This is a genomic window from Clostridium intestinale DSM 6191 (assembly GCF_900130055.1).
Taxonomy (GTDB): Bacteria; Bacillota; Clostridia; order Clostridiales; family Clostridiaceae; genus Clostridium_T; species Clostridium_T intestinale.
This window is the reverse complement of record NZ_FQXU01000008.1, coordinates 58,798-85,409: the sequence shown is the minus strand read 5'-3', so window position 1 is coordinate 85,409 and position 26,612 is coordinate 58,798. Positions and strand designations below refer to the sequence as shown.

Genomic DNA, 26,612 nt, shown 5'->3' with positions numbered 1-26,612 from the left:
ATTTTAATTCATAATTCCCTTTTTACTTTCACCCATTCCTTCATATTTACCACTTATAGCTTCTTCTAGATGTCTTAAATATATATTTCTAATTTCTTTATATTCTCCTAAACCTTTAAATATCTTTTTAACCTCTATATCTTCCTCTTTAAGTCTTAGATACCAAGATTCTTCTTCCTCAGAAAATATATCATTTTTAGCATGGTCTCCTGCCACTAAAAGGAATGGCGTTAAATTTATTTCTTTAACATTATATTTTTTCAAGGTTTTAATTACCCCTTCTATAGATGGGTAACCTTCAACCGTTCCTACAAATGCATTATCATAATCTAGTTCTCTAAACCTATTTTGAAGACAACCATAACAAGAGCTTGCTGGATGATTGGTTCCATGTCCTACTAATAGAACATTTTCTCCCTTTGGCATAACTTTTTTAAGCTCATCAATTAAATCATCGTAATCTAAATTAACCTCTTCTGATTGGAAGTATAATAAAGGTCGTCCTATAATCAAACTCTTAAAGCTTTCTTTATAGCTATTTACAACTCTCTTTATATAGTCATATTCTTCTCCTGGAATTATATGAAGAGGTTGCACAACAACTTCATCATATCCACATAACTTAAGATTTTTTAAAGCTTCCTCTGGTGTCATTACATTCATATCATACTTATCTTTTAAACTTTTTATTATCATATGTGAGGTAAACGCCCTAAAAACATCATATTCATTTTTATATTTTTCCTCTACTTCTTTTTCGATAACCACTATGGTTTTATCTAAGGTATCTAAGTGAGATGTTCCAAAACTTGTGATCAATATTGCTTTTTTCATTCCTTCAACTCCTATAAAAAAACCTCTATCCATTTGGATAGAGGTAAAAGTGCAAGACAAATATAATGGTAATATAATTCCACCTATTCTTATATCACTTTCCTTCCCTCCGAAGGATTAGCTATAAAAAATTAGGCAGGTCTCCTGACTTAGGGTTCATCCTCCTTCTTCCTTCCCAGTAAAACCAGTGGATCATTAGAATTCGTCACCCTTTACAGTAGCGGGGGCTGTAGAGGCTTTTAACCTCTTTCCCTTTTAAATTTATTTCCCAGGAAATAAATACCATAACTTCTCTTGTTATTCTGTTAATGAAATTATATCTCAAAAAGCAAACTTATACAAATACTTTCCTACACTAAAAACTTATTTAACACTTGCTTAAACTCATCTTCACTTTCTGTAATAAAAGCTTCAAATTCTCTTCCATTAAGCTTAACAGCCTTAGCTAATTCTAATAAAAATTCCGGCACCTTATCTTGAAGTATGTCCCCATAATAGTCACCTATTCTAGTTTTTCCTTCACCTAGATCACCTTTAATATGAAGTTCAAAAACATTTTTAGGTCCATCTCCAACTCTTTTCATCTTTCCACAAAAACCTATATTCCCAACTTCATGAACTCCACAAGAATTAGGGCATCCTGAAATATGTACTCTTGGAAGTAAATCTTCCTTTATACCTTCAGCCCTAAACATATCTATTATCTCGTTTAGAGTTTTTTGTCCATTTAAAACTCCCATTTGGCAGATAGGTGTACCAATGCAAGCAACCGATTGTTCTAATCTTGTTTCTCCACCTAACCCCTCTGTAAGGCTAACTATTTTTTTAGCTTCTTCTCCATTTAGGTTTCTTATATATAAACCTTCCTCCATGGTAAGTCTTATTTCAACATCATCCATATTTTCTATTTCATCTATAAGAGTTTTTAACACAGATAATTTTAGTTGCCCTCCTACTGGATGGAAGTATACGCTATATAAGCCTTTTTGTTTTTGAGCTATAATTCTTTTATTATTTATTGTAATTTCCTTACCTTCTTTTGTTATATCTTTTATCTCCAAGTCTAAAGGCAAGTTCTCAGCTTTCTTAACTTCTTCTAAATGTTTTTTATAACATTTTATAAAATCATCTTTACCCATTCTGTCTAAAATATATCTGATACGAGCTTTTCCATGATTTTTATAATCTCCTTCAGCCATAAATAAATTAGTTATAGCCTCAACATGATATAAAACATCTTTTGGTTCTATTAGTTCTCCAAGTTCTACTCCAAGCTTTGGATTTCTTCCTAATCCTCCACCTATATACACTTTAAAATATTCCTTACCCTCTACTTTAACTGCCAAAAAACCTTGATCTGTAACTGTTGCATGTGAAGCATCTTTATCACTGCTAGAAAAAGCAACCTTAAGCTTTCTAGGTAATTTATAGCTAGTAATTTTCTTCATAAAATGTCTATTAACAGCCATAGCATAAGGAGTTACATCAAAAGTTTCATCTACATCTACACCAGATAAAGGAGAAATCGCTACATTTCTTGGAAAACTTCCCCCTGCTCCTCTTGTATAAATTCCATTTTCTAAAGCCTCAACCATTACTTCACATATACCATCTATATCAAGTCCATGTAATTGTATAGCCTGCCTAGTTGTAAGGTGAATCCCTTCTAAATCATATCTGTTTGCAAAATCATAAACTAACTTAAGCTGCTCTTTAGAAGCTATACCTGACATAATTCTAAGCCTAATCATAAATTCCTTTCCACTTCTATGGGCGTAAACCCCCATACCACCTGAAGCCTTCTTAAAATCTGCTTTATTCATTTCTCCATTTAAAAACTTATATCCTGCCTCTTTAAAATCCTTAATTTCTTCTAATAATTCACTATTTAATTTATCCATATACTCCACCTCTTAATACTGTTTACAATACAAACAAAGTATACTCTTTACCTTTTTATAAGTAAAATAGGTTTTATTAATGATGTGGATAAAAATTTCTAATGCTTATTTTCCTCTTCTATTTTCATCACAATCTTTTCACATATCTCATGAGTTATTAACGAATCTTGTATAGATGGACTCGGGATCTTATTATTTTTCACACAATCTATAAAATGATCTGCTATTTGATAAAATCCTCTTTTATATAACGTTGGTTCCCAATCACCAAACTTAGATAGGCTTTTATTCCTATCATGTAAATGCCAAGTCTCTACAAAATTATCTACTATATATTTATTCCCAGCAGTCATGTATTCTACTATTTCTTCAGTAATTCCATTGTTTCTATTCATTATTCCTATAGCTGTACATCCTTCACCAATCAATTGAATTACTACATTGTGAAGCATTCCTTCTTTCCTTAAATATCTAACCTCTAGTTCCTTAACTTCTCTATCTAATAAAAACCTTAAAGTATCCACAACGTGAACAAAATCCTCCACAATAAATCTTCTTGTATCATCAGGAAGACAAAATCTATTCTTTTGAATTATTATTATATCTGCTTTGCCATGTTCCTTTAACTTACTAAACATAGGGGAAAATCTTCTATTAAAGCCTACCATAGCTATAACATTATTTTTCTCAGCTAACTTAGCTATCTCTTCTGTTTCTTTAAAGTTTAATGAAATAGGTTTATCTATATACACATTTATTCCATTTTCAATAAGCTTTTTAGCTACTTCAAAATGAGCTTCCGTAGCAGTGCTAACAAAAACAGCTTGAACCTTTTTATTTATAAGTTCATCAACGGTCAGTACATACTCATTTATTCTATATTTAGTTGAAAGATTTTCTAAAGTAGCTTTGTTTCTAGTACAAAGAACTAATTCTATATCCTCTTTTTCACTAAGTACTGGTAGATATGCTTTTTTAGCTATATCTCCTAATCCAACAATTCCAATCCTCATAAATCTTCTCTCCTTACAACACAGATTTAGTTTTCTTCATAAACCTAGATATAAATTCACCTGCCAAAATAGCTAATAATATATACATCTCGTATCTATATCTAGTTTGAGTTTCTATAAAAATATGCACTAATATAAATCCAATAAATAAAAGACATATAATATCTATTTCTTTATTATTTCTTTTAAATTTACCTAAAAGAGCTCCAAGTGCACCTATTATCAGAAATAAATATTGTAGATTACCTATTTCTGAAAGCTTAAAGGTATTATCAGTAATTTTTTCTTCAGAGAGAGAAAAAGAATACTGATTGTCCCTCTTTCCTAAGAAGTCATACATTTTAGTTTTAATGAATGGAAAAGTTTCTTTATAATTTGTTATAGAATTTTTTATTACCTTAAGACATTCCTTATTATAAGCATCATAATCAAAATTTAATCTCTCTAAATCAAAGTAAACTTGTGTTTTCCTCGCACTTTCTGTAGGAATCTTATAAACACCTTCATCTGTAAGCCCTAATACAAATTTAAAATACTTTGCATTACTTTGACTTATAGCCTTTGGTGCTATCTCTGTCTTAACAAAAGCAAAATCAACTAATTTAACCACCATAGTAAAGCAAAGTATATAGGTTACCAAAATACCTAGTATTTCTAAATACATAGTTTTACTAAATACTTTGCATAAATAGGTAATAGCCACTCCAATGATAACAATTATAGCTATTGGCCTAAATATCTGCATTAATCCTAAAAATACTCCTCCAATTGCTGCTGACTTTTTATCATTTTTTAGAATAAAATATAAAGATGTTACCATTAATGCTCCACTTATATGCTGGTTGTTTATAACCGAAGACCCCATTATATTAGGAATATATAAAGAATACATTGTAGCCGCTATAGCTCCAATATCTTTTGTATACCTATCTTCGCAAATCTTATAAATCATTACAGAAGTTACTATAAGATATATCCATTCTAATATTTTAAAAAATATAAGTTTGTCTCCAAATATTTTGGTTATTAATGCAAGATAGGAAGTATAGCCTATTTGAAAATTATAAAAATAAAAATAATTGGTTTTATCGAAACTTTCCTGTTTAAAAGTCCCATCAATAATCTTATTTGCACCTTCCAAAAGTATTTGATAATCACTAATAGGAGTAGTCTTTGCATACAGATTCCATAGTGCATATATAATTAATGAAATTACTGACAAACCTATCAAAAAGTATTTTGTGTTTTTTCTATTTACTCTAACAGCTGTTATAACAGAAGCTAAAGTTATAAATAATATAATTACTGTTGTATTAATGCTTAACTTTTCTTTAGTTAATTCGTAATATGCATGTCCTGATATTAGGAGTACTATTATCCCAAAAATCGCAAATAAAAAGTTTAATTTACTTACCATAGATTTTATCTTCATCTTAAATCTTCTCCTATAAGAAAGTAAGAACCCAAAGAGATACTTTTGAAGTAATATATTTCACTACCTAGTCCCCCTTATCCTAAATTATTGCTGTTATTATGTTAATTTGATATATACATTATATATTAATTTCAATTTAATTCCAATTTATAAAAGAACCATCTCAATTTATTTTTGAGATGGCTCTATATTAATTATTTTAATTTCTCTGAATTACCTAAACTCACACTGAAAGTTTCACCATTTTTCATTAATATGTGACCTGAACTGTAAGGTTTATCTTCTATTGTTATATAAACTTTATCTACTCCATAATACGCTCCTAAAGTATTGGTTATCCCTTGAAGTATATTTAGTTCATAACTTGACCCTGCATTCATTTCTTTAACAAGATTTTCTGAAAAATCAACATAAACAACTCCATTATTTAAATATAAACTCTTTATATTTACATTTGGGCCTATTAAGCTTCCCACATTGTCTTTAGGTACTTCTTTAAACAGTTTCTCTAAAGTTAATCTTGTTATGTCATTTGTTTTGAAGCTTAATTGCTTCTCCACATAATACAGCTTCATTTCATCTCCGCTAGGATAATATATTCTAACATTTTGAACTAATGGAGTATCCTTTTTAATCTCATCTAAAGTTGAAGTTACCTCTGAACCTTGTGAAGTATATACAGTTTTAACTAATCCATTTTTAGCTGCATAATAGTCTAACTTCTTGTAGTTTTTACCTTCAGTTGTTACTTCCAACGCTTTGAACTTACCTGCATTAGTTGTTATCTCAACTTCTGTGTTAGATATATATCTTTTACTTCCATCTTGTGCTGTCCAAGAAGTACCCTTTACTAAAGGCTCCTTTAAGAAAATCTCCTCTACTTTGCCTTGTTTTGTTGTAAAGTTTTCTCTGAAGTAAGTTTCTTCTCTAGATAATACTGATCTAAGCTCTCCATCTTTATTTTCTAATACAGTTACAAGCTCTGTCCCTCCATTATTTTTTCTGATTTGAGCTCTATTATTATCTATATAATCTACCCATACTGTATATTTAGCATATTCATTTCCACTTCCTGCATACTCATATACCACATTATCATTAAAAGGATAAATATCCTTTATGCTATAAGCAGTACCCCCATTGTCCTTTGTTTCTTCATTATCGGGATTCTCAGTATCAGGTTTAACAGTGTCATTTTTGCTACTATTATCTTTATCAGCTGCACTTATGTTATTACATCCAAACATAAATAATACAGAAAGAGATAACATAATGGCACAAATAATCTTTTTCATCTTTCATCCCTCTTTTCTTTAATTTTAGTAAATTACACTATACTATAATATTAATATATAGGGGGATTTTGGTCAAATTTTCTTAGTAATCATTTACACCAAAATAGGTCATAACTATCTAGTTATGACCTATCAATACTTCTTTTAAATTTTGCAATCTTTTTAAACTTTCTATTCTGTATTCAACTTTTTCTATATTTCCAAATCCGTATTCTGCATAAATAAATGGGATTTTATTTTTTTCAGCAGCCTTGTAATCTCCTAAGATATCTCCTACGTAAATTGGATTTTTTAAGGAGTTTCTTTGTATTACTAATTTTATATTTTCAGCTTTAGATTTACCTGTAGCTCCTGAACACTCAAAATCTAAAAATAAATCCTTTAAGTTATGATATTCAAGAAAAGCTTCTATATATCCAGCTTGGCAGTTGCTAACTATAAATAGCTTATATTCACTTTTTAGTTTATTTAAAGTTTCTTCTAAATCCTCATATAAAGCTCCACCTTGTTTTGCTATTAATTTTATCTCCTCTTTATAACATAACTCTATGACTTCTTCTCTCTGCTCTTTTGCTAAATAAGGAAATAATTTTTCTCCTATCAAATCATGCTGCAATCCAAATACTCCTCTTAGATCCTCTGCTGTTATAGGTTCCTTAATATACCCAAAATCATTTAAAGCTTTTTCCCATGCCTTTAGGCAGGTTTCTAGTGAATCCCATAAAGTACCGTCTAAATCGAAAATAATACTATCTATTTGTTGCAAGTTTTCTCCTCCTATCTACTACCTTCTCCTAGGTCTACTTGTCTTCCTTTATAATCCCAAAACTGTGACATTCTATTTAAATTATTGTTAGCAGGTTCATATAACTGATCAAAATAATATGAAACTCTATAAAACTTTATTGCCCTGCTCTTATCCATTAAATATTCATATATAACGCCTAAAAGATTGTAAGCAATTGGGTTTTCTACATCTTCAGAAATTGCTTTTATTAATTCTTTTTTTCCTTCAGTATATTTATGATTCTTTATATATTCTCTAGCATTAATTATATATTCATTATAGACATTTGATTTATCATATGAATTCATATTAACACCCCCTACTATCTTTATAACATAAGAACTTATAAAGACGGTGTTTAGATTTCTTCTAGTATATAAAATTTCTATAAAGAAACGTTACACTACTTCTTCTACCATTCTATATCCAACTCCAACTTCAGTTAAAATATATTTAGGTTCTGCTGGATTTATCTCTAATTTTCTTCTTATATTAGCCATATTAACTCTAAGAGTCTGATTTTCATTTGTATATGGTCCCCATATTTCCCTTATTATAAAATCATGAGTAAGGACTTTCCCTGCATTTTTAGATAAAATAGTTACTATTTTATATTCTATAGGGGTTAAATGCACATCCTTATCAAATACAGTTACAAGTCTTTTAGCATAATTAATATGAAGATTTCCAACTTCAAAGCTTTCTTTTTCTATGGTGGAGGAATCTCTGCTGTGCTCTACATGTCTCATAGCGGTTCTTATTCTTGCTAAAAGTTCAGATGTTCCAAAAGGTTTTGTTATATAATCATCTGCTCCTAAATCAAGGGCCTCAACTTTTTCTCTTTCGTGCCCTCTTGCTGATACAACTATTATTGGAAGCTTACTCCAACTTCTTATGTTTTTAAGAACGTCTATTCCATCTATATCAGGTAAACCTAAATCTAAAATAATTAAATCTGGAACATGAGATGTGACCATAGATATCCCCTCTTTTCCTCTGCTTGCTTTTATAACACTATAATTATGAGAATTTAATATAGCTGTCATAAAATTACTTATTCCCTCATCATCTTCAATAATTAAGATTAAAACTTTATTATCCATCCTTTCACCTCACTCTAATGGCAGTGTAAATCTAAACACTGCTCCATTTGTCTTTTTATTGGCAGCTTCTATCTTTCCACCATGAGCTTTAATTATGGACTTGCATATAGAAAGTCCTATTCCCATACCCCTAGATGAATCCGAACTTTTTTTACCATTTGGAACATAACTCTCAAATAAATAAGGAAAATCCTCTTCAGATATACCCATTCCATTATCTATTACTTCAAATAGTCCCAAACCTCCCTTTTTCTTTACAACAACTTCAATTTTACCATTATCTATAGTATGTTTAATTGCATTTTCTAAAAGGTTAATTAGTACCTGTACTATCAATGTTCCATCCATTGGCACTAATAAAAGTTCATCTGGTACCTTAGCCTCTATATTAGCAACTGAAAATCTCTGCCTTATACGCCCTATAGCTTCCGCAACTATTTCTTCTACCGCTTCTGGAGTTTTAGTTACATTCATAGTTCCTTCGTTAATCCTTGTAACTGATAGAAGATTTTCTACCATTCTTATAAGCCATTGTGAATCCTCCTTTATATTATAAAGAAGTTTTTTTTGAGTATCTTTATCTATAGTATCTCCATTTTCAAGTATGGCAGAACTAGCTCCTAAAATCCCTGTAAGAGGAGTTCTTAGATCATGCGCTATAGCTCTAAGAAGATTACTTCTCATCTTTTCTTTTTCTGATTCCACTAATATCTTTCCTTGTTCATCAGATAAATACTGCCTTTCTAAAGCCATAGCCACTTGAGATATTATCATACGTAAAAACTGCCTATTATCTTGACTTAACACACCTGCTCTACATGATATTCCAATTACACCTAAAACTCTGTTTTGTGAAGCTACTGGCATATAAAATGCACCTGCTCCCATAAGTGTATCAGTTCCCGCTCCAGCTCGCTTTCCATTTATAAATACCCAGTTTGCTACAGCCTTCTCGTCTTCTGATATCATAAAAGTATCTTCATCTGTATTATTTACTTTAGCAAAACTATAATCAAATTTATTTTCTAAATCATTTGTGTAGAAAATAACTGATCTGGAAAATAGCTTTGTAATATACTCATTTGTTAACTCTATTATATTCTTAAGCCCTCTTGTCACTAAAAGTCTTTTATTTATTTCGTATAGTACTTCTGTACGTCTTTCTCTTGCAACTGCTTGACTTGCCTGGGTTTTAATTCTTACTGTTAATGCACTTGTTATGAGTGCTACTATAAGCATTATAATAAATGTTATTGGATATCCAGCTTGAATTGCATTAAAAGTATAAAATGGTACAGTGAAAAAGAAATTAAATGTTAATACGCTTATCAAGGAAGCTATTACTCCATACATATATCCTCTAGTTACACGGGATATGATAAGAACAAACAGGATATATACCATTATTATATTTTGGTCACCAATATCTATTTTTCTAAGGGCTAATGATATGAATGTAGCAATTATAATTAATCCTAAAGTTAATAATGAATCTTTCCATGAAAAGTATAATCTATTGTCCCAGTATTTCTTTCTACTTTTTTTGAACGGCTTTCCAGCTGTATTCCCCGGTATAATATGCACTTCAGTATTGGGCAATAATGAAACTAATTTATCTTCAAAGTCCATATCAAATAAATTTCTCAAGGTCTTTTTGTTTCTACTTTTACCGATTACTATATTTGTTATACCTGAAAGTTTGGCATACTCTGTTATTACAGCAGCTATATCATATCCACTTAAATTAACCACTTCAGCTCCTAACTTTTCTGCCAGTCTTACATTTGATATTAAGTCTTTCCTCTGGCTATCATTCAAATTATCACCATCTGTATTTTCAACATAAACAGCTATCCATGGAGCATGAAATGCTTCAGCTGCTCTTGCTGTCCACCTAATGCATTTAGAAGATGAAGGTGACGGACTTATACATACAAGAAACTTGGTGTTTGAGACCTTTTCCAAAAAGCTTCTCTTCCCATGATTCTCATTGCTAATTCTATCTGCTACCTTTCTCATAGATATTTCTCTTAAAAGTCTTAAATTTTCTTTAGTAAAAAAATTATACATAGCTTTCTTAGCTCTATCAGCTTTGTATATTTTCCCTTCTTTAAATCTTTCAAGTAGTTCTTCTGGATCAATATCTATAAGATTAACTTTATGCGCCTGGTCAAAAAAATAATCAGGAACAGTTTCTTGGACAGTAATCTTAGTTATATCTCGCACTACATCATTTAGACTCTCTATATGCTGAACATTAACTGTTGTGTAAACATCTATCCCTGCATTTAAAAGTTCTTCTATATCTTGATATCTTTTTTTATTTCTTACCCCAAAAGCATTAGAGTGAGCTAGCTCATCAACTAGAATAAGTTCTGGTTTCCTCTTAAGAGCTCCATCTAAATCAAATTCTTTTAAGTTTATATTTTTATAAGCTATATTTTTACACGGCAATATAGGCAATCCTTCTATTAATTCCATAGTATCAGGTCTTGCATGAGGCTCAACATACCCTACAAGTACATCTACCCCGCACTTTATTTGCTCTTGCGCATCATCAAGCATAGCGTAGGTTTTACCTACGCCTGCTGCATAACCAAAAAATATTTTAAGTTTACCTTTTTTATTATTTTCACTAGTTAAAATTTCTTCTAAAAGTATCTCAGGATCTGGGCGGTTATTTTCCTCCATCATTTACATCACCACCTTTAAAATATACCATTTATAGGAGATTATCAAGAGCTAAGTTAACCTTTAACACATTTACACCTGGCTGCCCCATAAAACCAAGAACTCGTTCTTTGGTATACTTACTTATAATATTTTCAACTCTGCTTTCATCTATGCCTCTAGCTTCAGCTATTCTTTTAACCTGAAACGCTGCAGCTTCCTTAGATATATATGGATCTACTCCACTACCTGATGAAGTAACTAAGTCTATAGGAATATCTTCTTCATTCTTACTATCAAAATCTCTCCACCATTTTACTCTTTCTTCTACTAACTTTTGTTGCTCTTTACTTGTAGGTGAAAGATTAGTGTTACCCATTGGTCTACCTATTAAATATTCTTCACTTGTAAACTCTTGGGCTATTAATTCAGATCCATAATCTACCTTTGTTCCATCCTTGAGGGTAACTGTTATAATACTTCCATTTGACTTATTAGAAAACAATAATTTTGCTACTCCAGTTACAGCTCCTGTATATATAACTCCGCATATTAATGTCATAGCAACGAAACACAAAAATGCAGGTTTTAAAGACTTAATAAAACTACTCATACCTCTCACCTCACGCAAGACCTAATACGGTCAATATAACATCAATAAATTTAATTGCAATAAAAGGTGCAATTATTCCTCCTAGTCCATAAATCAATATATTTTTCCTTAATAACTTTCCAGCTGGCAGCTCAACGTACTTTACCCCTTTTAAAGATAATGGTATAAGCGCTACTATTATCAAAGCATTATATATTATGGCTGATAATATGGCACTTTTTGAACTTGTTAATCCCATTATATTAAGTGCTGTAAGCTGAGGATAAATACCAAAGAAAAGTACTGGGATTATTGCAAAATACTTTGCAACATCATTTGCAACACTAAATGTTGTAAGAGCACCTCTTGTCATTAATAACTGTTTTCCTATCCTAACTATATCAATAAGTTTAGTAGGGCTAGAGTCTAAATCCACCATATTACCCGCTTCTTTAGCCGCTTGAGTTCCTGTGTTCATTGCAACTGCTACATCTGCTTGTGCTAGAGCTGGTGCGTCATTAGTTCCATCCCCAGTCATTGCAACTAAATGTCCGCTTGCCTGATAATCACGAATAAGTTTAAGTTTAGCTTCTGGTGTAGCTTCCGCTAAAAAATCATCTACTCCAGCTTCAGCAGCAATGGCTGCTGCTGTCATAGGATTATCTCCAGTAATCATTATAGATTTTATTCCCATCTTTCTTAAATCTTCAAAACGTTCTTTAACTCCATTTTTTACTATATCCTTAAGATACACCACCCCTAAAACTTTTTTATTCTTTTCAACTACTAGCGGAGTGCCTCCAGCCTCAGCAACACGTTTAACGATTTTATCGCACTCTTCCGGATAATCTCCATCATTCTCCAATATATATTTTTTAACTGCATCTGCAGCTCCTTTACGAATGTCAGTACCTTTAAAATCAATTCCACTCATTCTAGTTTTAGCTGTGAATTCTATAAAGGTAGCATTTATACTTGAAATATCTCTTCCTCTAATTCCAAATCTCTCTTTAGCCAAAACCACTATGCTTCTTCCTTCCGCAGTTTCATCTGCGATAGAAGATAATTGTGCCGCATCTGCTAACTCCTCTTCTGTAACCCCCTGTACTGGCAAAAACTCGCTAGCCTGCCTGTTTCCTAATGTTATTGTTCCTGTCTTGTCTAATAAAAGCACATCCACATCTCCAGCAGCCTCTATAGCACGACCACTCATAGCTAATACATTAGCTTGATTAAGTCTGCTCATGCCTGCTATACCTATTGAAGAAAGTAGAGCCCCTATAGTTGTTGGCGCTAAACACACAAGTAAAGCAATTATATTAGTAATAGAAATTGCCTCTCCAGCTCCTGCTTGTTTACTAGAAAAACTTGAAAATGGTAATAAGGTTGCTGTAACTACTAGGAATATTATTGTTAAAGTTACAAGTAAAATTTGAAGAGCTATCTCATTAGGGGTCTTCTTCCTAGACGCTCCTTCAACCATAGCTATCATCTTATCCAAAAATCCTTGCCCTGGTTCTGCAGTAATTCTAATGACTAGCCAGTCTGATACTAGGGTGGTCCCACCTGTAACTGCACTTCTATCTCCACCTGATTCACGTATTACTGGTGCAGATTCTCCAGTGATTGCACTCTCATCTACTGATGCTGCCCCTTCTATGACCTCACCATCCATAGGAATCTGCTCTCCGACTTTTACTAAAACTATATCACCCTTTTTTAAAGTGTTTGATAGTACTTCAGTATAGTCTTGTAAGTTATTTTTAGATTTTAGTTTTTTAGCCTTTACGTCTTTTCTACTGCTACGTAAACTATCAGCTTGAGCTCTTCCTCTACCTTCAGCTATTGCTTCTGCAAAATTTGCAAATAATACAGTAATCCAAAGTATTAAAGATATAGTAAGAGTATATCCGCTACTTTCGTCTTTAACTCCAGTAAATGATAAAAAATATAAAACTGTTGTAAATATTGCCCCTATATAAACCACCAGCATGACAGGATTCTTAACCTGTATTTTAGGTGAAAGCTTTAGAAATGACTGCTTTAATGAATCATTAAATATATCTTTATTTGTACTCTTTTCCTTCATAATTCTCACCTCTATTTAAATGTTGTGAAATAGTCTGCTATTGGACCAAGTGCTAAAGCTGGTAAGAAACTTAAAGCAGCTATTATAAATATTACGCCTATTAATAACCCTACAAACATGGTATTACTAGTTGAAAGAGTTCCCTCGCTTGTTGCAACACTCTTTTTCTTTGCTAAGTTTTCAGCCAAAAAAATAGTAGCTACCATTGGTACGAATCTAACCAAGAACATAATTACTCCACCTGCCACATTTGTAAACACCGTATCTGCAGTAAATCCTCCAAATGCACTACCATTATTGTTTCCCATTGAAGAAAAAGCATAAAGTATCTCTGAGAAACCATGAGCCCCTGTGTTTGTGAGCCAACCTCCTGCATTAGGCATAGCCACAGCTGTAGCTGTACCAATAAGAGTTAATAATGGTGGCGCTAAAACTATAAGGCACACCATTTTCATATCAAAAGGTTCCACCTTTTTGCCTAAATATTCAGGAGTTCTTCCAACCATAAGTCCTGCTATAAATACAGTTAGAATCACAAAAGCAAGCATTCCATATAATCCGCTTCCAACTCCGCCAAATACTATTTCTCCAAGTTGCATTAAAAACATTAATATCATTCCACCCAGTGGTGTAAAGCTGTCATGCATAGAATTTACTGACCCATTAGATGCCGCTGTAGTTGCAGTTCCCCAAAGTGCCGATTGCCCTACTCCATGGATAATTTCTTTACCCTCCATATTTCCACTACTTATAACTCCATTAAATGTTGGCGCTAAGAATTGTTCACTTAATGTAACCCCTACTAACGCAAGAATAAATAACACTCCCATGGCTATATAGATAGCAGTTCCTTGTTTCATATCTTTAACCGCTTTTCCAAAAGATACACAAAGGGCTGCTGGAATCAATAGTATTAATATAGATTGAATGAAATTCGATATTATAGTAGGATTTTCTAGAGGAAATGCTGAATTTACTCCAAAGAATCCTCCTCCATTTGTTCCAAGCTGCTTAATTGCTATTTGGCTGGCTGCTGGTCCTAATGGTATTAATTGTGAAATACCTCCCTGTAATGATGTTACTTCTTTATATGGATTAAAGGTTTGTACAACTCCCTGTGATACCAATAAAATTGCAACAACAAAGGAAATAGGTATCAATACATATATAGTTATTCTTGTTAAGTCTACCCAAAAGTTACCTATAGTTTTCTGTTTTTTAATAATGAAACCTCTTATTAAAGCAAACACTACTGCTATACCAGTTGCTGCTGATACAAAGTTCTGAACAGTAAGTCCTAAAAACTGTGTTAAATAAGACAATGTTGTCTCTCCAGCGTAAGCTTGCCAATTTGTATTTGTAACAAAACTAACCGCAGTATTAAAAGCAAGATGCCAACTAGTTCCCTCAATATTCTCAGGATTAAGTGGAAATACTTTTTGAAGAACCTGCAATAAAAAAACAAAAACTATTCCTATAATACTAAACCCCATAACTGAAAATGCATATTTTTTTCCGGTCATTTCTTCATCGCTTCTGATTCCAGAAAATCTATATATTAAATTTTCTATAGGTTTCAGTAATTTTGAAATAAATACCTTTTCCCCAGTCATTACCTTGTAAATATAGATTCCTAAAGGTATTGAAAGAGCAATTAATACCAATAAATAAAATAAATCTTGTAAAATTATATACTTCATAACTCTTCACCCCTAAATAGCACATAAAATAGATAAATAAATAAAGCAAGTGCGCAAAAACCTGAAATAGCAATAATTATTTCCAACTCCATCCCTCCTAGAAAATCTTTTACCTATCTTGTATTAAGATAGTATCATTCAATATTATTAATATAGTGTTTAGAATTTATGCATGGGTATAAAGATTTCGTTAAGAAAAAGGCATATAATAAAAAGCACTCAAAAGTGAGTGCTCAAATTTATTAATATGCTATAATATTAGTTAATAAATGGAATGTATTGAGGAGGTTATTATGTTTAAGCATAAAGAAGTTAAAATTCCCCTATTTATAATTGCTATTATCTTTTCTATATTATTTGTTTATGCTAGATACTCTAAAATTAACAACTCAACTATTAATGCTAAATATATAGATTCAAGCTGCTTTAATTCTATAATAAAAGAAGCTTTCCTTACAGATAAGGGATATTCAGAAACCTTGTCTCAATATATGCCTTATGAAGTATTTAGAAAAACAAATATATACCATACTTATGCCTTAGAGTATTATGATGGCCCTTTTCAAATAGATTTAGATCTTGATGAAGTTTCCCAAAGTTATTCTAATGAACTGATATCAATAAAAGTCTCCCATTCTATTATTATAAAAGATTCCAAAGATAATCTTGCTGGTGGGTCTAGGGCTCCAATTACATTTACTGTACAAGAAAAAAATAATTCTTGGTACATTATTGAATGCTCCCAGCCTGCGTAATTATTTAATATAAATTTAAAAGAGCCATTATAAAACAGCTCTTTAACTTATCTAGTAAGTTTATTTATATCTATCTCTTTATCCTTTTTGAATATATCATTAATTAGTAAGCCCCAGTCTGATACCCCACTAAATAATGCAAAAACTAATATGAATGGAACATATAAAATCATTAACAGTTTAGACCATATACTTCTTTTCATAAAATCGCTCCCCTTTTGCATAATTTTCGTTTCTTTTTACCTATTATACCATCTTATACAATATCAAATACTATAAGTCTAGGGATTTAATAATATTTTAAGATTATTCTGCACTCTTTAGAGATTCCACCATGTCTATTTTCTTTAGTCTTCTGTACATTACTATATTTACTAAACCTGAAAATACTATTGTTAGTATGGCTGAGTAAATAAAATCTATAGCTTTAATTGTACGGACAAACATTACCATATCTATCTCTGCAGTTACTACAACATACCTATGTAGACCTATACCTAAAAATAATCCTAAGATGGTTCCTATTATAGATAAAACCACATTTTCTCTATAAACGTAAGCAGCTACCTCACTATCATAAAATCCTAAAACCTTTATGGTTGCTAATTCTCTTATTCTTTCACTTATGTTTATATTAGTTAAATTATACATAACTACAAATGCTAATGCAGCAGCAGATACTATTAAAACTACCACCACTGAATCTATGCTTCCCATAGTCTGCTTAAAATGTTCACTGGTATTTGTAATGAAACTAACAGAACCTATATCAGTATTTTTCATAAGGTCTTTAGATAAAAGTTCTTCTCCATCTTTACTCTTATCTGTAGTTGTTCCTACAAATCCATTATATTTAACTGGGACATTAAATAGCTCCTTATAATAATCCGGAGACATGTATATATAGTTCATGACATAGTGCTCCGTAATTCCACTTATCTTTACCTTAACCCTTTTATCATTTAACTTTATCTCGATATTATCCCCTTTAGACACATCTAAAAGTTTAGAGAGTTTTTCAGTAATTATTACTCCGTCTGAAGGAAGTTCAATATCTTCATTATTAAAAGCTAACTTAATGAAGTTCTGAATTTCACTCTTATTTTCTGGTATAAATAAATAGCTGTCTATTTCCTTATCTTTTTCATTAGTTGTTTCGATGTTTTTCTGAAAAATCATCAAAGTATTATCTAAGGTTTTATAATCCTTTAAGTCTTCTTTAAAATCAAGGAACTTGCTTTCCTCAATCTCCGATTTTAACTGAACAATCATGTCATATTTATATATCTCATTAAATTGTTTATCTGTTATTGACATAATTGAATTTTTAAGTCCAAAACCTGTTACTAATAATGCAGTACATCCTGATATGCCTATTATTGTCATAAAAAATCTTTTCTTATATCTAAGTATATTTCTCGCTGTAACCTTACTGGTGAAAGACATTCTTCCCCATATAAAACCCACTCGCTCTAATAATATTCTTTTCCCAGCCTTAGGGGTTCTAGGTCTCATAAGTACTGCTGGAACTGCTATTAACTCCTTGGCACAGGCAAAAATAGCCGCAAGTGTAGTACATAAAACTGCAACTATTGTTGAAGTAACAGCTAACTCTACATTAAAAGGTGATATAATGTCAGGAATCTCATACATAATTCTATAAGCATTAAAAATTACATTAGGGAAAAGTCTAAAGCCTACTAATACTCCTAAAACACTCCCTCCTATACTTGCTAGAAAAGAATATATGAAGTAATGAAAGATTATAGATCCTTTTCCATAACCTAAGGCTTTAAAGGTTCCTATTTGGGTTCTTTGCTCCTCAACCATTCTGGTCATACTAGTTAAACAGACAAGAGTTGCAACTAAAAAGAAAATTAATGGAAATACATTACCTATTGCTCCTATTCTTTCTGAATCATCGCTAAAGCCTCTTATTCCTATATTGGTATCTCTTCCAAGTACGTACCAATCCTTATTTATATCCTTAATTTTTTCTTTTATAGGATCTACTGTATTCGTATATTTATCAGTAAAATAATTTTCGGCTTTAGCATCTTTAACTATTACTGATAGCTCATTATATATTTTTTCTACTTCTAATCCTGGAATATTAGGCATCTTAGGAATAGCTAATTCATAGGCTGCCTCTTCACCAATCTGAAAAAAAGCTTGAGTAGTTCCATTTCCTAAAGAATTATTTCCCCTTTGACTCTTATTCATATACAAAGATGAATTAACAGTCCCTACTATTTTAAATTTCTTAACTTCATTTTTTGTTTTAAGTTCTATTGAACTTCCTATTTTTAAACCTTCTTTTTCAAGAAATCTTTTCTCTGTTACTGTTTCCTCATTATTCTCTGGAAGCCTTCCATCTACTAATATAGGATTATTTACAGTTTCCTCTCCTATTTTTAAGGAATGTACTTTTATAGGTATTTCACTTTCTCCATTAACAGCTAAAGCATCAAAAGTATAACCTGCATAAACCTTCTCAACCCCATCTGTATTTTCTACTTTCTCTATGTCAGACTTCTTGAAACCAGTAGCCGAATAAATATCTAAATCTGATGCATTGCTATCATCTAAATACTTATCTGCAGTAATTTTCATATCAGGGCTAGTGGCTCTAACCCCTGCAAAAAAGGACACCCCTATAGCTACAATAATGAATATAGATAAAAATCTTGATTTACTCGTAGTTATATCCTTTAATATATTTTTTCTATATGCTCTTTTCATTCCTACCATTCAATCCTTTCTACAGGTATTGGATTGTCATTTGTTGTTACGCTATGAACTTTTCCATTTCTCACCTTTATTACTTTATCAGCCATTGGTGCAATAGCTGAGTTATGAGTAATAACAATAACAGTCATTCCATGATCTCTACAAGTATCTTGAAGAAGTTTTAATATAGATTTTCCAGTATTATAATCTAATGCTCCTGTAGGCTCATCACATAACAAAAGTTTAGGATTTTTAGCTAATGCCCTAGCTATAGCAACTCTTTGCTGCTCTCCACCTGATAATTGAGCCGGAAAATTAAATTTTCTCTCCTTAAGCCCCACTTGATCTAATACTTTTTCTGGATCTAATGGGTTTTTACATATTTGAGAAGCTAATTCCACATTTTCAATAGCTGTAAGGTTTTGAACTAAGTTATAAAATTGAAACACAAATCCTATATCATGTCTTCTATAGGTAGTTAACTGCCTAGAATTATATTTTTCTATTTCACTGCCATCTACAGTTATTTCTCCACTGGTTGGGAAATCCATTCCCCCTAAAATATTAAGCACTGTTGTCTTTCCTGCCCCACTTGGCCCTACAACTATTACAAATTCACCTTTATCTATAGAAAAGTTAACACCGTCAACTGCTTTTATCTCTACTTCTCCCATTTTATAGCTCTTCTTAACGTCTTTTAGTTCTATATATTTTTCCACTTTTACTCCTCCCATAAGACAGATATTAATAAATACGTAATCACTTTATTCATATTATACTCTTAAGCAAACATATTAGCCGCTAATTTAATACAAATTTAATAAAATAAAGGGTCAGCTATTTAAAGCTAACCCTCATATTAAAACATATACTCTTAATTATTTATTACATCGGTTCCTATGATATTTCTAACCTATTTCTTTTAATAAATTAGCCATCTCAATTGCTGAAACTGCTGAATCATATCCCTTGTTTCCAGCCTTAGTTCCTGCTCTCTCTATAGCTTGCTCTATACTATCTGTTGTAAGTACTCCAAATATTACAGGAATACCTGAATTTAAAGAAACATTAGCAATTCCTTTAGAGGTTTCTGCACATACATAATCAAAATGTGGAGTAGCTCCTCTTATTACAGCTCCTAAACATATAACTCCATCATATTTATTTTTTTCAACCATCTTTTTAGCTACTAATGGTATTTCAAAAGCTCCTGGAACCCAAGCTATTTCAATATCTTCCTCTTTTACACCATGTCTTTTAAGTCCATCTATAGCTCCACCTAAAAGTTTAGATACTATAAACTCATTAAATCTTCCTACAACTATACTAAATTTTAATCCTTCTGCTACTAAATTGCCTTCATAATTTATCATTTTTATTCTCTCCTTATATTTAAATATTTAATAAATGACCCATTTTTTCTTTTTTTGTTTCTAAGTAATATCTATTTTTTTCATTATGGTTCATTTGAATTGGTACTCTCTCAACTACCTCTAAGTCATAGCCGTTAAGTGCTGATATTTTTCTTGGGTTGTTAGTCATTAATCTTAACTTTGTTGCTCCAAGTTCTTTAAGTATTTGAGCTCCTATACCATAGTCCCTCATATCTTCAGGAAAGCCTAAAGCTAAGTTTGCCTCTACTGTATCTAATCCTTCATCTTGAAGCTTGTACGCTTTTAATTTATTGATAAGTCCTATCCCTCTTCCTTCTTGTCTCATATAAAGAAGAATTCCCTTACCCTCCTCAGCTATTTTTTTCATTGCAGCATCGTATTGCTCCCCACAGTCACATCTTTTTGAACCTAAGGCATCTCCTGTTAAACATTCAGAATGAACCCTAACCAAAACAGGCTCTCCTTCTTTTACATCTCCCATAACTAGTGCTACATGGTGTTCTCCGTTTAACTTATTTATAAATCCTACTATCTTAAAATCTCCATACTTTGTAGGCATTGAGGTTTCCACTACTTTATCTATAAGTTGTTCTCTATGTCTTCTATACTCTACTAAATTAGCAATAGTTATTATTTTTAGATTATGCTTTGAGGAGAATTCCATTAAGTCTGGAACTCTTGCCATTGTTCCGTCATCCTTCATTATTTCACATATAACCCCAGCGCCTTTAAATCCTGCTAACTTTGCTAAATCCACCGCTGCCTCTGTATGTCCTATTCTTTTTAGAACTCCACCTTTTTTTGAAATCAATGGAAATATATGTCCGGGTCTTCTAAAATCCTCTGCCTTTGATTCTTTATTTAATAAATGTTTTATAGTATCTGCTCTTTCAAATGCAGAAATACCAGTTGTTGTGTCCTTATGGTCAATAGAAACAGTAAAAGCAGTTTCATGATTATCAGTATTTTTTTCAACCATCTCATTAATATCTAATTTTCTTAATAAAGCTTCTTCTGCTGGCACACATATAAGTCCTTTGCCGAAGGTTGCCATAAAATTAATATGCTCACCTTCAACTTTTTCAGCAGCCATAAGTAAATCCCCTTCATTTTCCCTATCTTCATCATCAACAACTATTATTATCTTGCCATCTTTAATATCCTGTATTGCTTCCTCAATAGTATTAAATTTGTACATATCTAACCCTCCCTTAGAATCCGTTATTTATTAGAAAATCCATGGTTATAGACTTCTTTTCATCATTCTTTTTATTAAATCCAAGTAATTTTTCTACATACTTTCCTATAACATCACACTCAAGATTTACTTCTTCACCTATTTTCTTTTTAAGTAAAGTAGTTCCCTCACTTGTATGAGGTATTATAGATACCTTAAACTTCCTATCATCAACATATGCTACCGTTAAACTTATTCCATCTATTGCTATCGAACCTTTCTCAACAACATATTTCAAGATTTCTCTATCAGTATCTATGGTGATCCAAACAGCATTTCCTTCTTTCTCATAGGATGTTATCTTTCCTTTTCCATCTATATGCCCACTTACTATGTGTCCTCCAAACCTGCTATTTGCAGTCATGGCTCTTTCAAGATTAACTTTATCTCCTTTTTTAAGAGTTCCTAAGTTACTTCTTCTAACAGTTTCACCCATAACATCTGCATAAAAATAATTTTTCCCTATATCTGTAACAGTGAGGCAAACCCCATTAGTACTAATACTATCTCCTAAATAAGTTTCCTCAAGGACTTTCGAAGCTTGTACTCTTATTCTCAAAACATTCTGTGAGGCTTCAAAATCTACAACAGTTCCTATTTCTTCAACTATTCCTGTAAACATACCTTCACCCCCTTAAATATCCCTCAATCAATAAATCTTCTCCTAAAAACTTTGTTGATATGTTCTTAATATTAAAAGCTTCACTTAAGGCTCCAATTCCAACCCCTTCAACTGGTGTTTTAGCCTTATCTCCACCTATTATTTTAGGAGCTATATAAAACTCTACCTTGTCTACTAATCCTGCTTCTAGAAAAGAAAAGTTTAAGGTTCCTCCCCCCTCCAATAAAACACCATCTATTTTTAATTTTCCAAGCTCTTCTATAAGTTTCCTTATATCAACTCGCTCATCTTTATCCTGTAATACTAATACCTCTACTCCTCTATCTTTTAATTGTTTTATCTTATCTTTTGAAGCTTTTTCTGTAGTTGCTATCAAACATCTGGATTCATTACTAATATCTAAAACCCTACTGTCTAGTGGAATTCTAAGCTTACTATCAACTATTATTCTTATTGGATTTCTACCATTAGGCACTCTACATGTTAGTGCAGGATTATCTCTAATAATTGTATTAACTCCAACCATAATGGCTGAATATTTATTTCTAAGTTTATGCACATTTTCTCTTGCAATTTCTCCAGTTATCCACATAGATTCCCCAGAAGTTGTGGCTATCTTTCCATCTAAACTCATAGCTGCTTTAAGTAGCACGTAAGGCTCATTACTTAAAATGTATTTATTAAACACCTCATTAAGTTTTATACAGTCCTCTTCTAAAACCCCAACCTTGACTTCTATTCCAGCTTTCTTAAGCTTTTCTATACTTTTTCCTGCAACTAATGGATTAGGATCTATTTGACCTATAACAACTTTAGAAAATCCATGTTTTATAATGGAATCAACACAAGGCGGTGTTTTACCATAGTGGTGACAAGGCTCCAAGGTGACATAGATAGTAGCTCCTCCTAAGGATTCCTTAGAATTTTTTATAGCATTTATCTCAGCGTGATTTCCACCATAAACCTCATGGTATCCTTCTCCAATTATTTTGTTATTCTTTACTATTAATGCCCCAACTAGTGGATTAGGATTTACCTTTCCTTCTCCTTTCTTAGCTAACTCTAGTGCTCTTTTCATAAACTTTTCATCCATAACATTCCTCCTAACAAAAATCTCAAGGCAAGTACGTTAAAATAAAAAATACCCCAAGCAAACGCTCAGGGCATAAAAAATCAAAGGTAAATAAACCTATTACAACAAAAAAGCTCTGAAATCCTAAAATTTCAGAGCTTATAAATGCGAAATAGCCATATTATTAAGTAAGCTTAATAATACCTTTTACTCATCTTCTTCCATCCAGACTTTACTGTCGGCCTCGGAATTTCACCGAATCATGCTAAAAAATAGCTCGTGGGCTTTACCACCGGTAGGGAATTTCACCCTGCCCTGAAGACCTTATATAATTATGAGTAAATTATATAGTTAAAGTTTTATCATGTCAACCTTTTAAAAGTTAGGAGTAAATCCACAATATCCGACTTCATCACACTTTTCCTTCATATTTGTCCATCTTGCTTCATCTTTTATTGCTTCTAAAGCTGATGGATATAATATATAGTTTTCTTTAAATATATGATCTCTTAAATTAAATATAATGTATTTAGCTGTTTCATCTAAATCTGCTTTAAATGCCTCAAAATTTATATACTTTATATTTTCTCCTAAAGATTTTAACCTTCTCTTTTTAGCCCTTAAATCCTCATGTTCCATCTTCATAATTCTAGTAGGTCCAGTTATGCCTTCCTTCTCCATCTCTAAAAACAAAACATTTTCTTCTCTTTGATGATGATTTTCTGCATCTAATATATTATCTGCTAAAGTTATAATTTTAGCGAATTCTTCCTTAGTAGAATCATAGTCCTTAAAACCTTGTATTGCTTTATTTAACTCTTCTAATTCTGTTAAAAATCCTAATATAACATCATGTTCTTCCACCATAGTATTAACTACGTGTCCTGGATATATTTTTGTCTTTAACTTCTCAAGTTCATCCTTTAGCACTTCCATGTGGATTTCACATAGTCCTCTTAGATCCTCAGGTTTCATGCCTTCCTCTATTAAATTTTGTTCTGCTACAGATAATTCCATAGGAGTGATTTCTTTTACTATCTTTAAAGCTTCCCCTCTAACTTCTTCTGTGGCACCCTCTGTATTTAATCGCTTTAATATATGCGATAAATTTTCTACCCTCTCTGTATTCATCTCAAACCCCTCCTAGCTAAATCATTTCAAATAAGACACTGTTTTCTTTGTAGATATGCATAAATAGGTTTTTTTCTAATTCATGTAACTTATGATATGCAAGTTTAAAAGTTGTGCAGGCACCTGCTGGTGGAGTAAAATCTCTTGTAAGCTCTTCCATCTCCTTAAGAATGTCACCAGCTCCATCATGTTCTGATTCTGTTTCTTCAATATATTTAATTAATTCTGCTTTTTTAATTTCATCTTTACTATAAAAATACTCTTCCATAAGTGGGAATAAGTTTTCTTCCTCTTTAATTAAATGTTCCTCTAGCTCAGTTTTTAAACTTCCAAATAACTTATGAAGTTTTAGAAGTTCTTCTCCATTATGGTTAAAGTGTACTTTTAAAATTTTTAATAATAGTCCATCAATTTCTTTTATTTCTCTATAAGTATATTGATGATGTGTATCTACTATATGCTTTATTAGGTCTAATGGTTTTTCTTTTCTCCAATCCTTATACTCTTTATTGCTTTCTAAAAATTTCTCATATTCATCATTTAACTTGTCAACAAACAAATCAACATTTAATCCTTTATCTTTAAGTGCAGCACCTAAACTATCATGTCCTCCACAGCAATAATCTATCTTTACTTCGTTAAATATCTTACTAGAATCAGGAAATATTGAAACAACCTCTCCAAGTTTTTGATTCGCATTTATAACTCTACTCATTTTTAACACCCTCCAAAAATTCTTGTTTTCTATGAGCTAATAATAACTTGTATTAAAATATTAAAATATGATTCAAGTCACACTTTTAAAAAAGCTACAAAATTTAAATTCTTTTGCTCTTTTGCGCAATTGCGCAATTATACACTTCTGCCCTGTAGGAGCATTCTTCAGCTTCATTAAGTTCCTTTTGACTTCTCTCAAAAAAAATGATTAGACTGACGCTGAGAAGAGCGTCTACCGAATAGATGTGTAGAAACTCTTCTTCTCAAGAGTTTCATTAGAATCATAAAAAAGTAACCAGCAAATTTTGCTGGTTACTTAAATTTAAAATTTATTTTATTCAATTACCTTATATACTCCCTTTGTTTCTTCGATGGTTATTTTACTTTCAGCTATAACTTTATCATTTTTCTTTGCTTTTAAAGTAACTTCAATTAAACTTGATTTTTCTTTTTTTGTATCTAAAGTTGGACTCCATAATACAGCTTCACCTGTATTAGTTACTTCTTTTTTAGATTCATTTTTTATTGTATTTATAAACCCACCTTCTGTGGTGCTCCAAGTGTATTCTATATCTTTAGTTTGTTCTTTTATCTCTAGCTCTGGAGTCATTGTAATTCCTTGTACTGAAGATAATTCTAACATGTAGGTTTTTATGTCCGTTTTTATAGATAATTTAGGTTCTTCTGATTTACATGAAGTCAAAATTAAAGGTATTATTAAAACCATTAATAAATAAAACCTTCTCTTCACTGTTCTCCTCCTTAATAATTATTCTACGTAATCCATAAGTCCTTCTTCATCCTTTATAAAGATTATTTTGTTTCCAACCATCTTAATTACTTCTAATTCCTCAAGCTTAGATAGCTTTCTACTTATAGTTTCTCTTGTGAGTCCTGTATAGTTTGCCATCTCTTCTCTATTTATCGGAAGTTTTATTTCTATACCATCTTCTTTTTTTGTCCCGTAGTCTTTAGAAAATTCCAAAAGCATGTGTGCTATTCTTATCTCAGCATCATTTGTAGCTAAGGTTTGTGCTAGATTTTCTGTCTGGGCTAGCTTTTTTGTAACCTCAGTAAGGATTTTTAAAGAAATCTCAGGATTCTTCAGTATAATTTGGTGCATATCTTCTTTAGTTAAGGTGCATATTTTCACCTTACTTATAGCAAATGCAGAAAAGTTATGGGTTTCTCCTTCATTAAAAAGGCTTAATTCACCAAAGAAGTCTCCACTAGATAAAATATGTATTATCTGCTCTTTACCATCTTTAGTTATTTTAGAAAGTTTGACTTTTCCGTCATTTATTATAAATAAAGTTTCTGATTTTTCCCCTTCATGACAAAGAGCTTCACCATTTTTATATTCTCTATGTCCTGTCAAATTTTTTATGGCAAGTAGCTCCTCATCTGAAAGAAATGAAAATATAGGAACCTTCCTTACGCATAATTCATTTTTACAATTTCCACAATTACATTCTCTCATTGTAGTCACCTCAAATTTTTACTATGATATAATTAGATTATATATTTTATGGGAG

The 26,612-nt window shown here is 31.5% G+C and carries 25 protein-coding genes and 2 riboswitches; of the genes, 1 reads left to right on the top strand and 24 read right to left on the bottom strand.

Translation table 11 applies throughout. From position 1 onward, the window contains the following. Positions 1–3: 3 nt before the first annotated feature. The 13 genes from BUA92_RS13175 to BUA92_RS23875 form a co-directional block, all read right to left on the bottom strand. The gene (locus BUA92_RS13175) at positions 4–834 is read right to left on the bottom strand and encodes a sirohydrochlorin cobaltochelatase (protein ID WP_073020557.1); all 831 of its coding nucleotides are present in this window, start codon (positions 832–834) and stop codon (positions 4–6) included. Between the two features lie 117 nt (positions 835–951). Continuing rightward, a riboswitch (cobalamin riboswitch) is annotated at positions 952–1,136 on the bottom strand. Positions 1,137–1,184: 48 nt separating this feature from the next. Next, positions 1,185–2,735, bottom strand: coding sequence for a nitrite/sulfite reductase (locus BUA92_RS13170; protein ID WP_073020155.1), 1,551 nt, complete (start codon positions 2,733–2,735; stop codon positions 1,185–1,187). Positions 2,736–2,833: 98 nt separating this feature from the next. Then, the gene (locus tag BUA92_RS13165; protein WP_073020153.1) at positions 2,834–3,748 is read right to left on the bottom strand and encodes a Gfo/Idh/MocA family protein; all 915 of its coding nucleotides are present in this window, start codon (positions 3,746–3,748) and stop codon (positions 2,834–2,836) included. 13 nt (positions 3,749–3,761) lie between these two features. After that, positions 3,762–5,180, bottom strand: coding sequence for a glycosyltransferase family 39 protein (locus BUA92_RS13160; protein ID WP_073020150.1), 1,419 nt, complete (start codon positions 5,178–5,180; stop codon positions 3,762–3,764). Positions 5,181–5,377: 197 nt separating this feature from the next. Then, the gene (locus tag BUA92_RS13155; RefSeq protein WP_073020148.1) at positions 5,378–6,478 is read right to left on the bottom strand and encodes a GerMN domain-containing protein; all 1,101 of its coding nucleotides are present in this window, start codon (positions 6,476–6,478) and stop codon (positions 5,378–5,380) included. A 118-nt stretch (positions 6,479–6,596) separates the two neighbouring features. After that, the gene (locus tag BUA92_RS13150) at positions 6,597–7,244 is read right to left on the bottom strand and encodes an HAD family hydrolase (RefSeq protein WP_341412794.1); all 648 of its coding nucleotides are present in this window, start codon (positions 7,242–7,244) and stop codon (positions 6,597–6,599) included. Positions 7,245–7,255: 11 nt separating this feature from the next. Continuing rightward, complete coding sequence (locus tag BUA92_RS13145) at positions 7,256–7,573, bottom strand: tetratricopeptide repeat protein (RefSeq protein ID WP_073020146.1); 318 nt, start codon at positions 7,571–7,573, stop codon at positions 7,256–7,258. A 90-nt stretch (positions 7,574–7,663) separates the two neighbouring features. Beyond that, complete coding sequence (locus tag BUA92_RS13140; RefSeq protein WP_073020144.1) at positions 7,664–8,368, bottom strand: response regulator; 705 nt, start codon at positions 8,366–8,368, stop codon at positions 7,664–7,666. A 9-nt stretch (positions 8,369–8,377) separates the two neighbouring features. Beyond that, positions 8,378–11,062, bottom strand: coding sequence for a sensor histidine kinase (locus BUA92_RS13135; protein WP_083553522.1), 2,685 nt, complete (start codon positions 11,060–11,062; stop codon positions 8,378–8,380). A gap of 28 nt (positions 11,063–11,090) precedes the next feature. Then, positions 11,091–11,651, bottom strand: coding sequence for a K(+)-transporting ATPase subunit C (gene kdpC, locus BUA92_RS13130; RefSeq protein ID WP_073020142.1), 561 nt, complete (start codon positions 11,649–11,651; stop codon positions 11,091–11,093). A 10-nt stretch (positions 11,652–11,661) separates the two neighbouring features. Next, a complete protein-coding gene (gene kdpB, locus BUA92_RS13125; protein WP_073020139.1) occupies positions 11,662–13,719 on the bottom strand; it encodes a potassium-transporting ATPase subunit KdpB in 2,058 nt (685 codons plus the stop codon). Positions 13,720–13,730: 11 nt separating this feature from the next. Next, a complete protein-coding gene (gene kdpA / locus BUA92_RS13120; RefSeq protein WP_073020138.1) occupies positions 13,731–15,419 on the bottom strand; it encodes a potassium-transporting ATPase subunit KdpA in 1,689 nt (562 codons plus the stop codon). Further along, on the bottom strand, positions 15,416–15,511 hold the full coding sequence (locus tag BUA92_RS23875) for a potassium-transporting ATPase subunit F (RefSeq protein ID WP_073020137.1): 96 nt from the start codon (positions 15,509–15,511) through the stop codon (positions 15,416–15,418). Before BUA92_RS23875 ends, kdpA begins: the two co-directional genes overlap by 4 nt. 201 nt (positions 15,512–15,712) lie before the next feature. On the opposite strand from BUA92_RS23875, the gene BUA92_RS22860 reads away from it, so the two are divergent. Further along, positions 15,713–16,174 (top strand): hypothetical protein, encoded by a 462-nt coding sequence (locus tag BUA92_RS22860; RefSeq protein ID WP_083553521.1) that lies wholly within the window; start codon positions 15,713–15,715, stop codon positions 16,172–16,174. Positions 16,175–16,221: 47 nt separating this feature from the next. Here the strand turns inward: BUA92_RS22860 and BUA92_RS23315 are convergent, their stop codons facing one another. The 11 genes from BUA92_RS23315 to BUA92_RS13060 form a co-directional block, all read right to left on the bottom strand. Further along, positions 16,222–16,377, bottom strand: coding sequence for a hypothetical protein (locus BUA92_RS23315; RefSeq protein ID WP_175550908.1), 156 nt, complete (start codon positions 16,375–16,377; stop codon positions 16,222–16,224). Positions 16,378–16,480: 103 nt separating this feature from the next. Continuing rightward, positions 16,481–18,916 carry an ABC transporter permease gene (locus BUA92_RS13105; protein WP_073020548.1) on the bottom strand — a complete coding sequence of 812 codons (2,436 nt, stop codon included), beginning with the start codon at positions 18,914–18,916 and terminating at the stop codon, positions 16,481–16,483. A gap of 2 nt (positions 18,917–18,918) precedes the next feature. Then, on the bottom strand, positions 18,919–19,623 hold the full coding sequence (locus BUA92_RS13100; RefSeq protein ID WP_139259345.1) for an ABC transporter ATP-binding protein: 705 nt from the start codon (positions 19,621–19,623) through the stop codon (positions 18,919–18,921). A 189-nt stretch (positions 19,624–19,812) separates the two neighbouring features. Next, positions 19,813–20,277, bottom strand: coding sequence for a 6,7-dimethyl-8-ribityllumazine synthase (ribH, locus tag BUA92_RS13095; protein ID WP_073020135.1), 465 nt, complete (start codon positions 20,275–20,277; stop codon positions 19,813–19,815). Positions 20,278–20,296: 19 nt separating this feature from the next. After that, on the bottom strand, positions 20,297–21,496 hold the full coding sequence (locus BUA92_RS13090; RefSeq protein WP_073020134.1) for a bifunctional 3,4-dihydroxy-2-butanone-4-phosphate synthase/GTP cyclohydrolase II: 1,200 nt from the start codon (positions 21,494–21,496) through the stop codon (positions 20,297–20,299). Positions 21,497–21,509: 13 nt separating this feature from the next. Further along, the gene (gene ribE / locus BUA92_RS13085) at positions 21,510–22,157 is read right to left on the bottom strand and encodes a riboflavin synthase (protein WP_073020133.1); all 648 of its coding nucleotides are present in this window, start codon (positions 22,155–22,157) and stop codon (positions 21,510–21,512) included. Between the two features lie 4 nt (positions 22,158–22,161). Then, positions 22,162–23,250 carry a bifunctional diaminohydroxyphosphoribosylaminopyrimidine deaminase/5-amino-6-(5-phosphoribosylamino)uracil reductase RibD gene (gene ribD / locus BUA92_RS13080; RefSeq protein ID WP_073020132.1) on the bottom strand — a complete coding sequence of 363 codons (1,089 nt, stop codon included), beginning with the start codon at positions 23,248–23,250 and terminating at the stop codon, positions 22,162–22,164. 188 nt (positions 23,251–23,438) lie between these two features. Continuing rightward, positions 23,439–23,556: riboswitch (FMN riboswitch) on the bottom strand. Between the two features lie 48 nt (positions 23,557–23,604). After that, positions 23,605–24,360, bottom strand: a complete 756-nt coding sequence (locus BUA92_RS13075; protein WP_073020131.1) for a DUF438 domain-containing protein — start codon at positions 24,358–24,360, stop codon at positions 23,605–23,607. A gap of 16 nt (positions 24,361–24,376) precedes the next feature. Further along, complete coding sequence (gene ric / locus BUA92_RS13070) at positions 24,377–25,075, bottom strand: iron-sulfur cluster repair di-iron protein (RefSeq protein ID WP_021804203.1); 699 nt, start codon at positions 25,073–25,075, stop codon at positions 24,377–24,379. Between the two features lie 336 nt (positions 25,076–25,411). Next, positions 25,412–25,828 (bottom strand): hypothetical protein, encoded by a 417-nt coding sequence (locus BUA92_RS13065; RefSeq protein ID WP_073020130.1) that lies wholly within the window; start codon positions 25,826–25,828, stop codon positions 25,412–25,414. 18 nt (positions 25,829–25,846) lie between these two features. Continuing rightward, a complete protein-coding gene (locus BUA92_RS13060; RefSeq protein WP_073020129.1) occupies positions 25,847–26,557 on the bottom strand; it encodes a Crp/Fnr family transcriptional regulator in 711 nt (236 codons plus the stop codon). Positions 26,558–26,612 lie beyond the last annotated feature (55 nt).

Coding starts and splice junctions, on each gene's coding strand:
- BUA92_RS13060 (WP_073020129.1), bottom strand. CDS start 26,557: ATGAGAGAATGTAATTGTGGAAATTGTAAAAATGAATTATGCGTAAGG.
- BUA92_RS13170 (WP_073020155.1), bottom strand. CDS start 2,735: ATGGATAAATTAAATAGTGAATTATTAGAAGAAATTAAGGATTTTAAA.
- BUA92_RS13075 (WP_073020131.1), bottom strand. CDS start 24,360: ATGAATACAGAGAGGGTAGAAAATTTATCGCATATATTAAAGCGATTA.
- BUA92_RS13135 (WP_083553522.1), bottom strand. CDS start 11,062: ATGATGGAGGAAAATAACCGCCCAGATCCTGAGATACTTTTAGAAGAA.
- BUA92_RS22860 (WP_083553521.1), top strand. CDS start 15,713: ATGTTTAAGCATAAAGAAGTTAAAATTCCCCTATTTATAATTGCTATT.
- BUA92_RS13105 (WP_073020548.1), bottom strand. CDS start 18,916: ATGAAAAGAGCATATAGAAAAAATATATTAAAGGATATAACTACGAGT.
- BUA92_RS13145 (WP_073020146.1), bottom strand. CDS start 7,573: ATGAATTCATATGATAAATCAAATGTCTATAATGAATATATAATTAAT.
- BUA92_RS23315 (WP_175550908.1), bottom strand. CDS start 16,377: ATGAAAAGAAGTATATGGTCTAAACTGTTAATGATTTTATATGTTCCA.
- BUA92_RS13175 (WP_073020557.1), bottom strand. CDS start 834: ATGAAAAAAGCAATATTGATCACAAGTTTTGGAACATCTCACTTAGAT.
- ribD (WP_073020132.1), bottom strand. CDS start 23,250: ATGGATGAAAAGTTTATGAAAAGAGCACTAGAGTTAGCTAAGAAAGGA.
- BUA92_RS13140 (WP_073020144.1), bottom strand. CDS start 8,368: ATGGATAATAAAGTTTTAATCTTAATTATTGAAGATGATGAGGGAATA.
- kdpC (WP_073020142.1), bottom strand. CDS start 11,651: ATGAGTAGTTTTATTAAGTCTTTAAAACCTGCATTTTTGTGTTTCGTT.
- BUA92_RS13090 (WP_073020134.1), bottom strand. CDS start 21,496: ATGTACAAATTTAATACTATTGAGGAAGCAATACAGGATATTAAAGAT.
- kdpB (WP_073020139.1), bottom strand. CDS start 13,719: ATGAAGGAAAAGAGTACAAATAAAGATATATTTAATGATTCATTAAAG.
- kdpA (WP_073020138.1), bottom strand. CDS start 15,419: ATGAAGTATATAATTTTACAAGATTTATTTTATTTATTGGTATTAATT.
- ribH (WP_073020135.1), bottom strand. CDS start 20,277: ATGATAAATTATGAAGGCAATTTAGTAGCAGAAGGATTAAAATTTAGT.
- BUA92_RS13165 (WP_073020153.1), bottom strand. CDS start 3,748: ATGAGGATTGGAATTGTTGGATTAGGAGATATAGCTAAAAAAGCATAT.
- BUA92_RS13160 (WP_073020150.1), bottom strand. CDS start 5,180: ATGAAGATAAAATCTATGGTAAGTAAATTAAACTTTTTATTTGCGATT.
- ribE (WP_073020133.1), bottom strand. CDS start 22,157: ATGTTTACAGGAATAGTTGAAGAAATAGGAACTGTTGTAGATTTTGAA.
- BUA92_RS13155 (WP_073020148.1), bottom strand. CDS start 6,478: ATGAAAAAGATTATTTGTGCCATTATGTTATCTCTTTCTGTATTATTT.
- ric (WP_021804203.1), bottom strand. CDS start 25,075: ATGAGTAGAGTTATAAATGCGAATCAAAAACTTGGAGAGGTTGTTTCA.
- BUA92_RS23875 (WP_073020137.1), bottom strand. CDS start 15,511: ATGGAGTTGGAAATAATTATTGCTATTTCAGGTTTTTGCGCACTTGCT.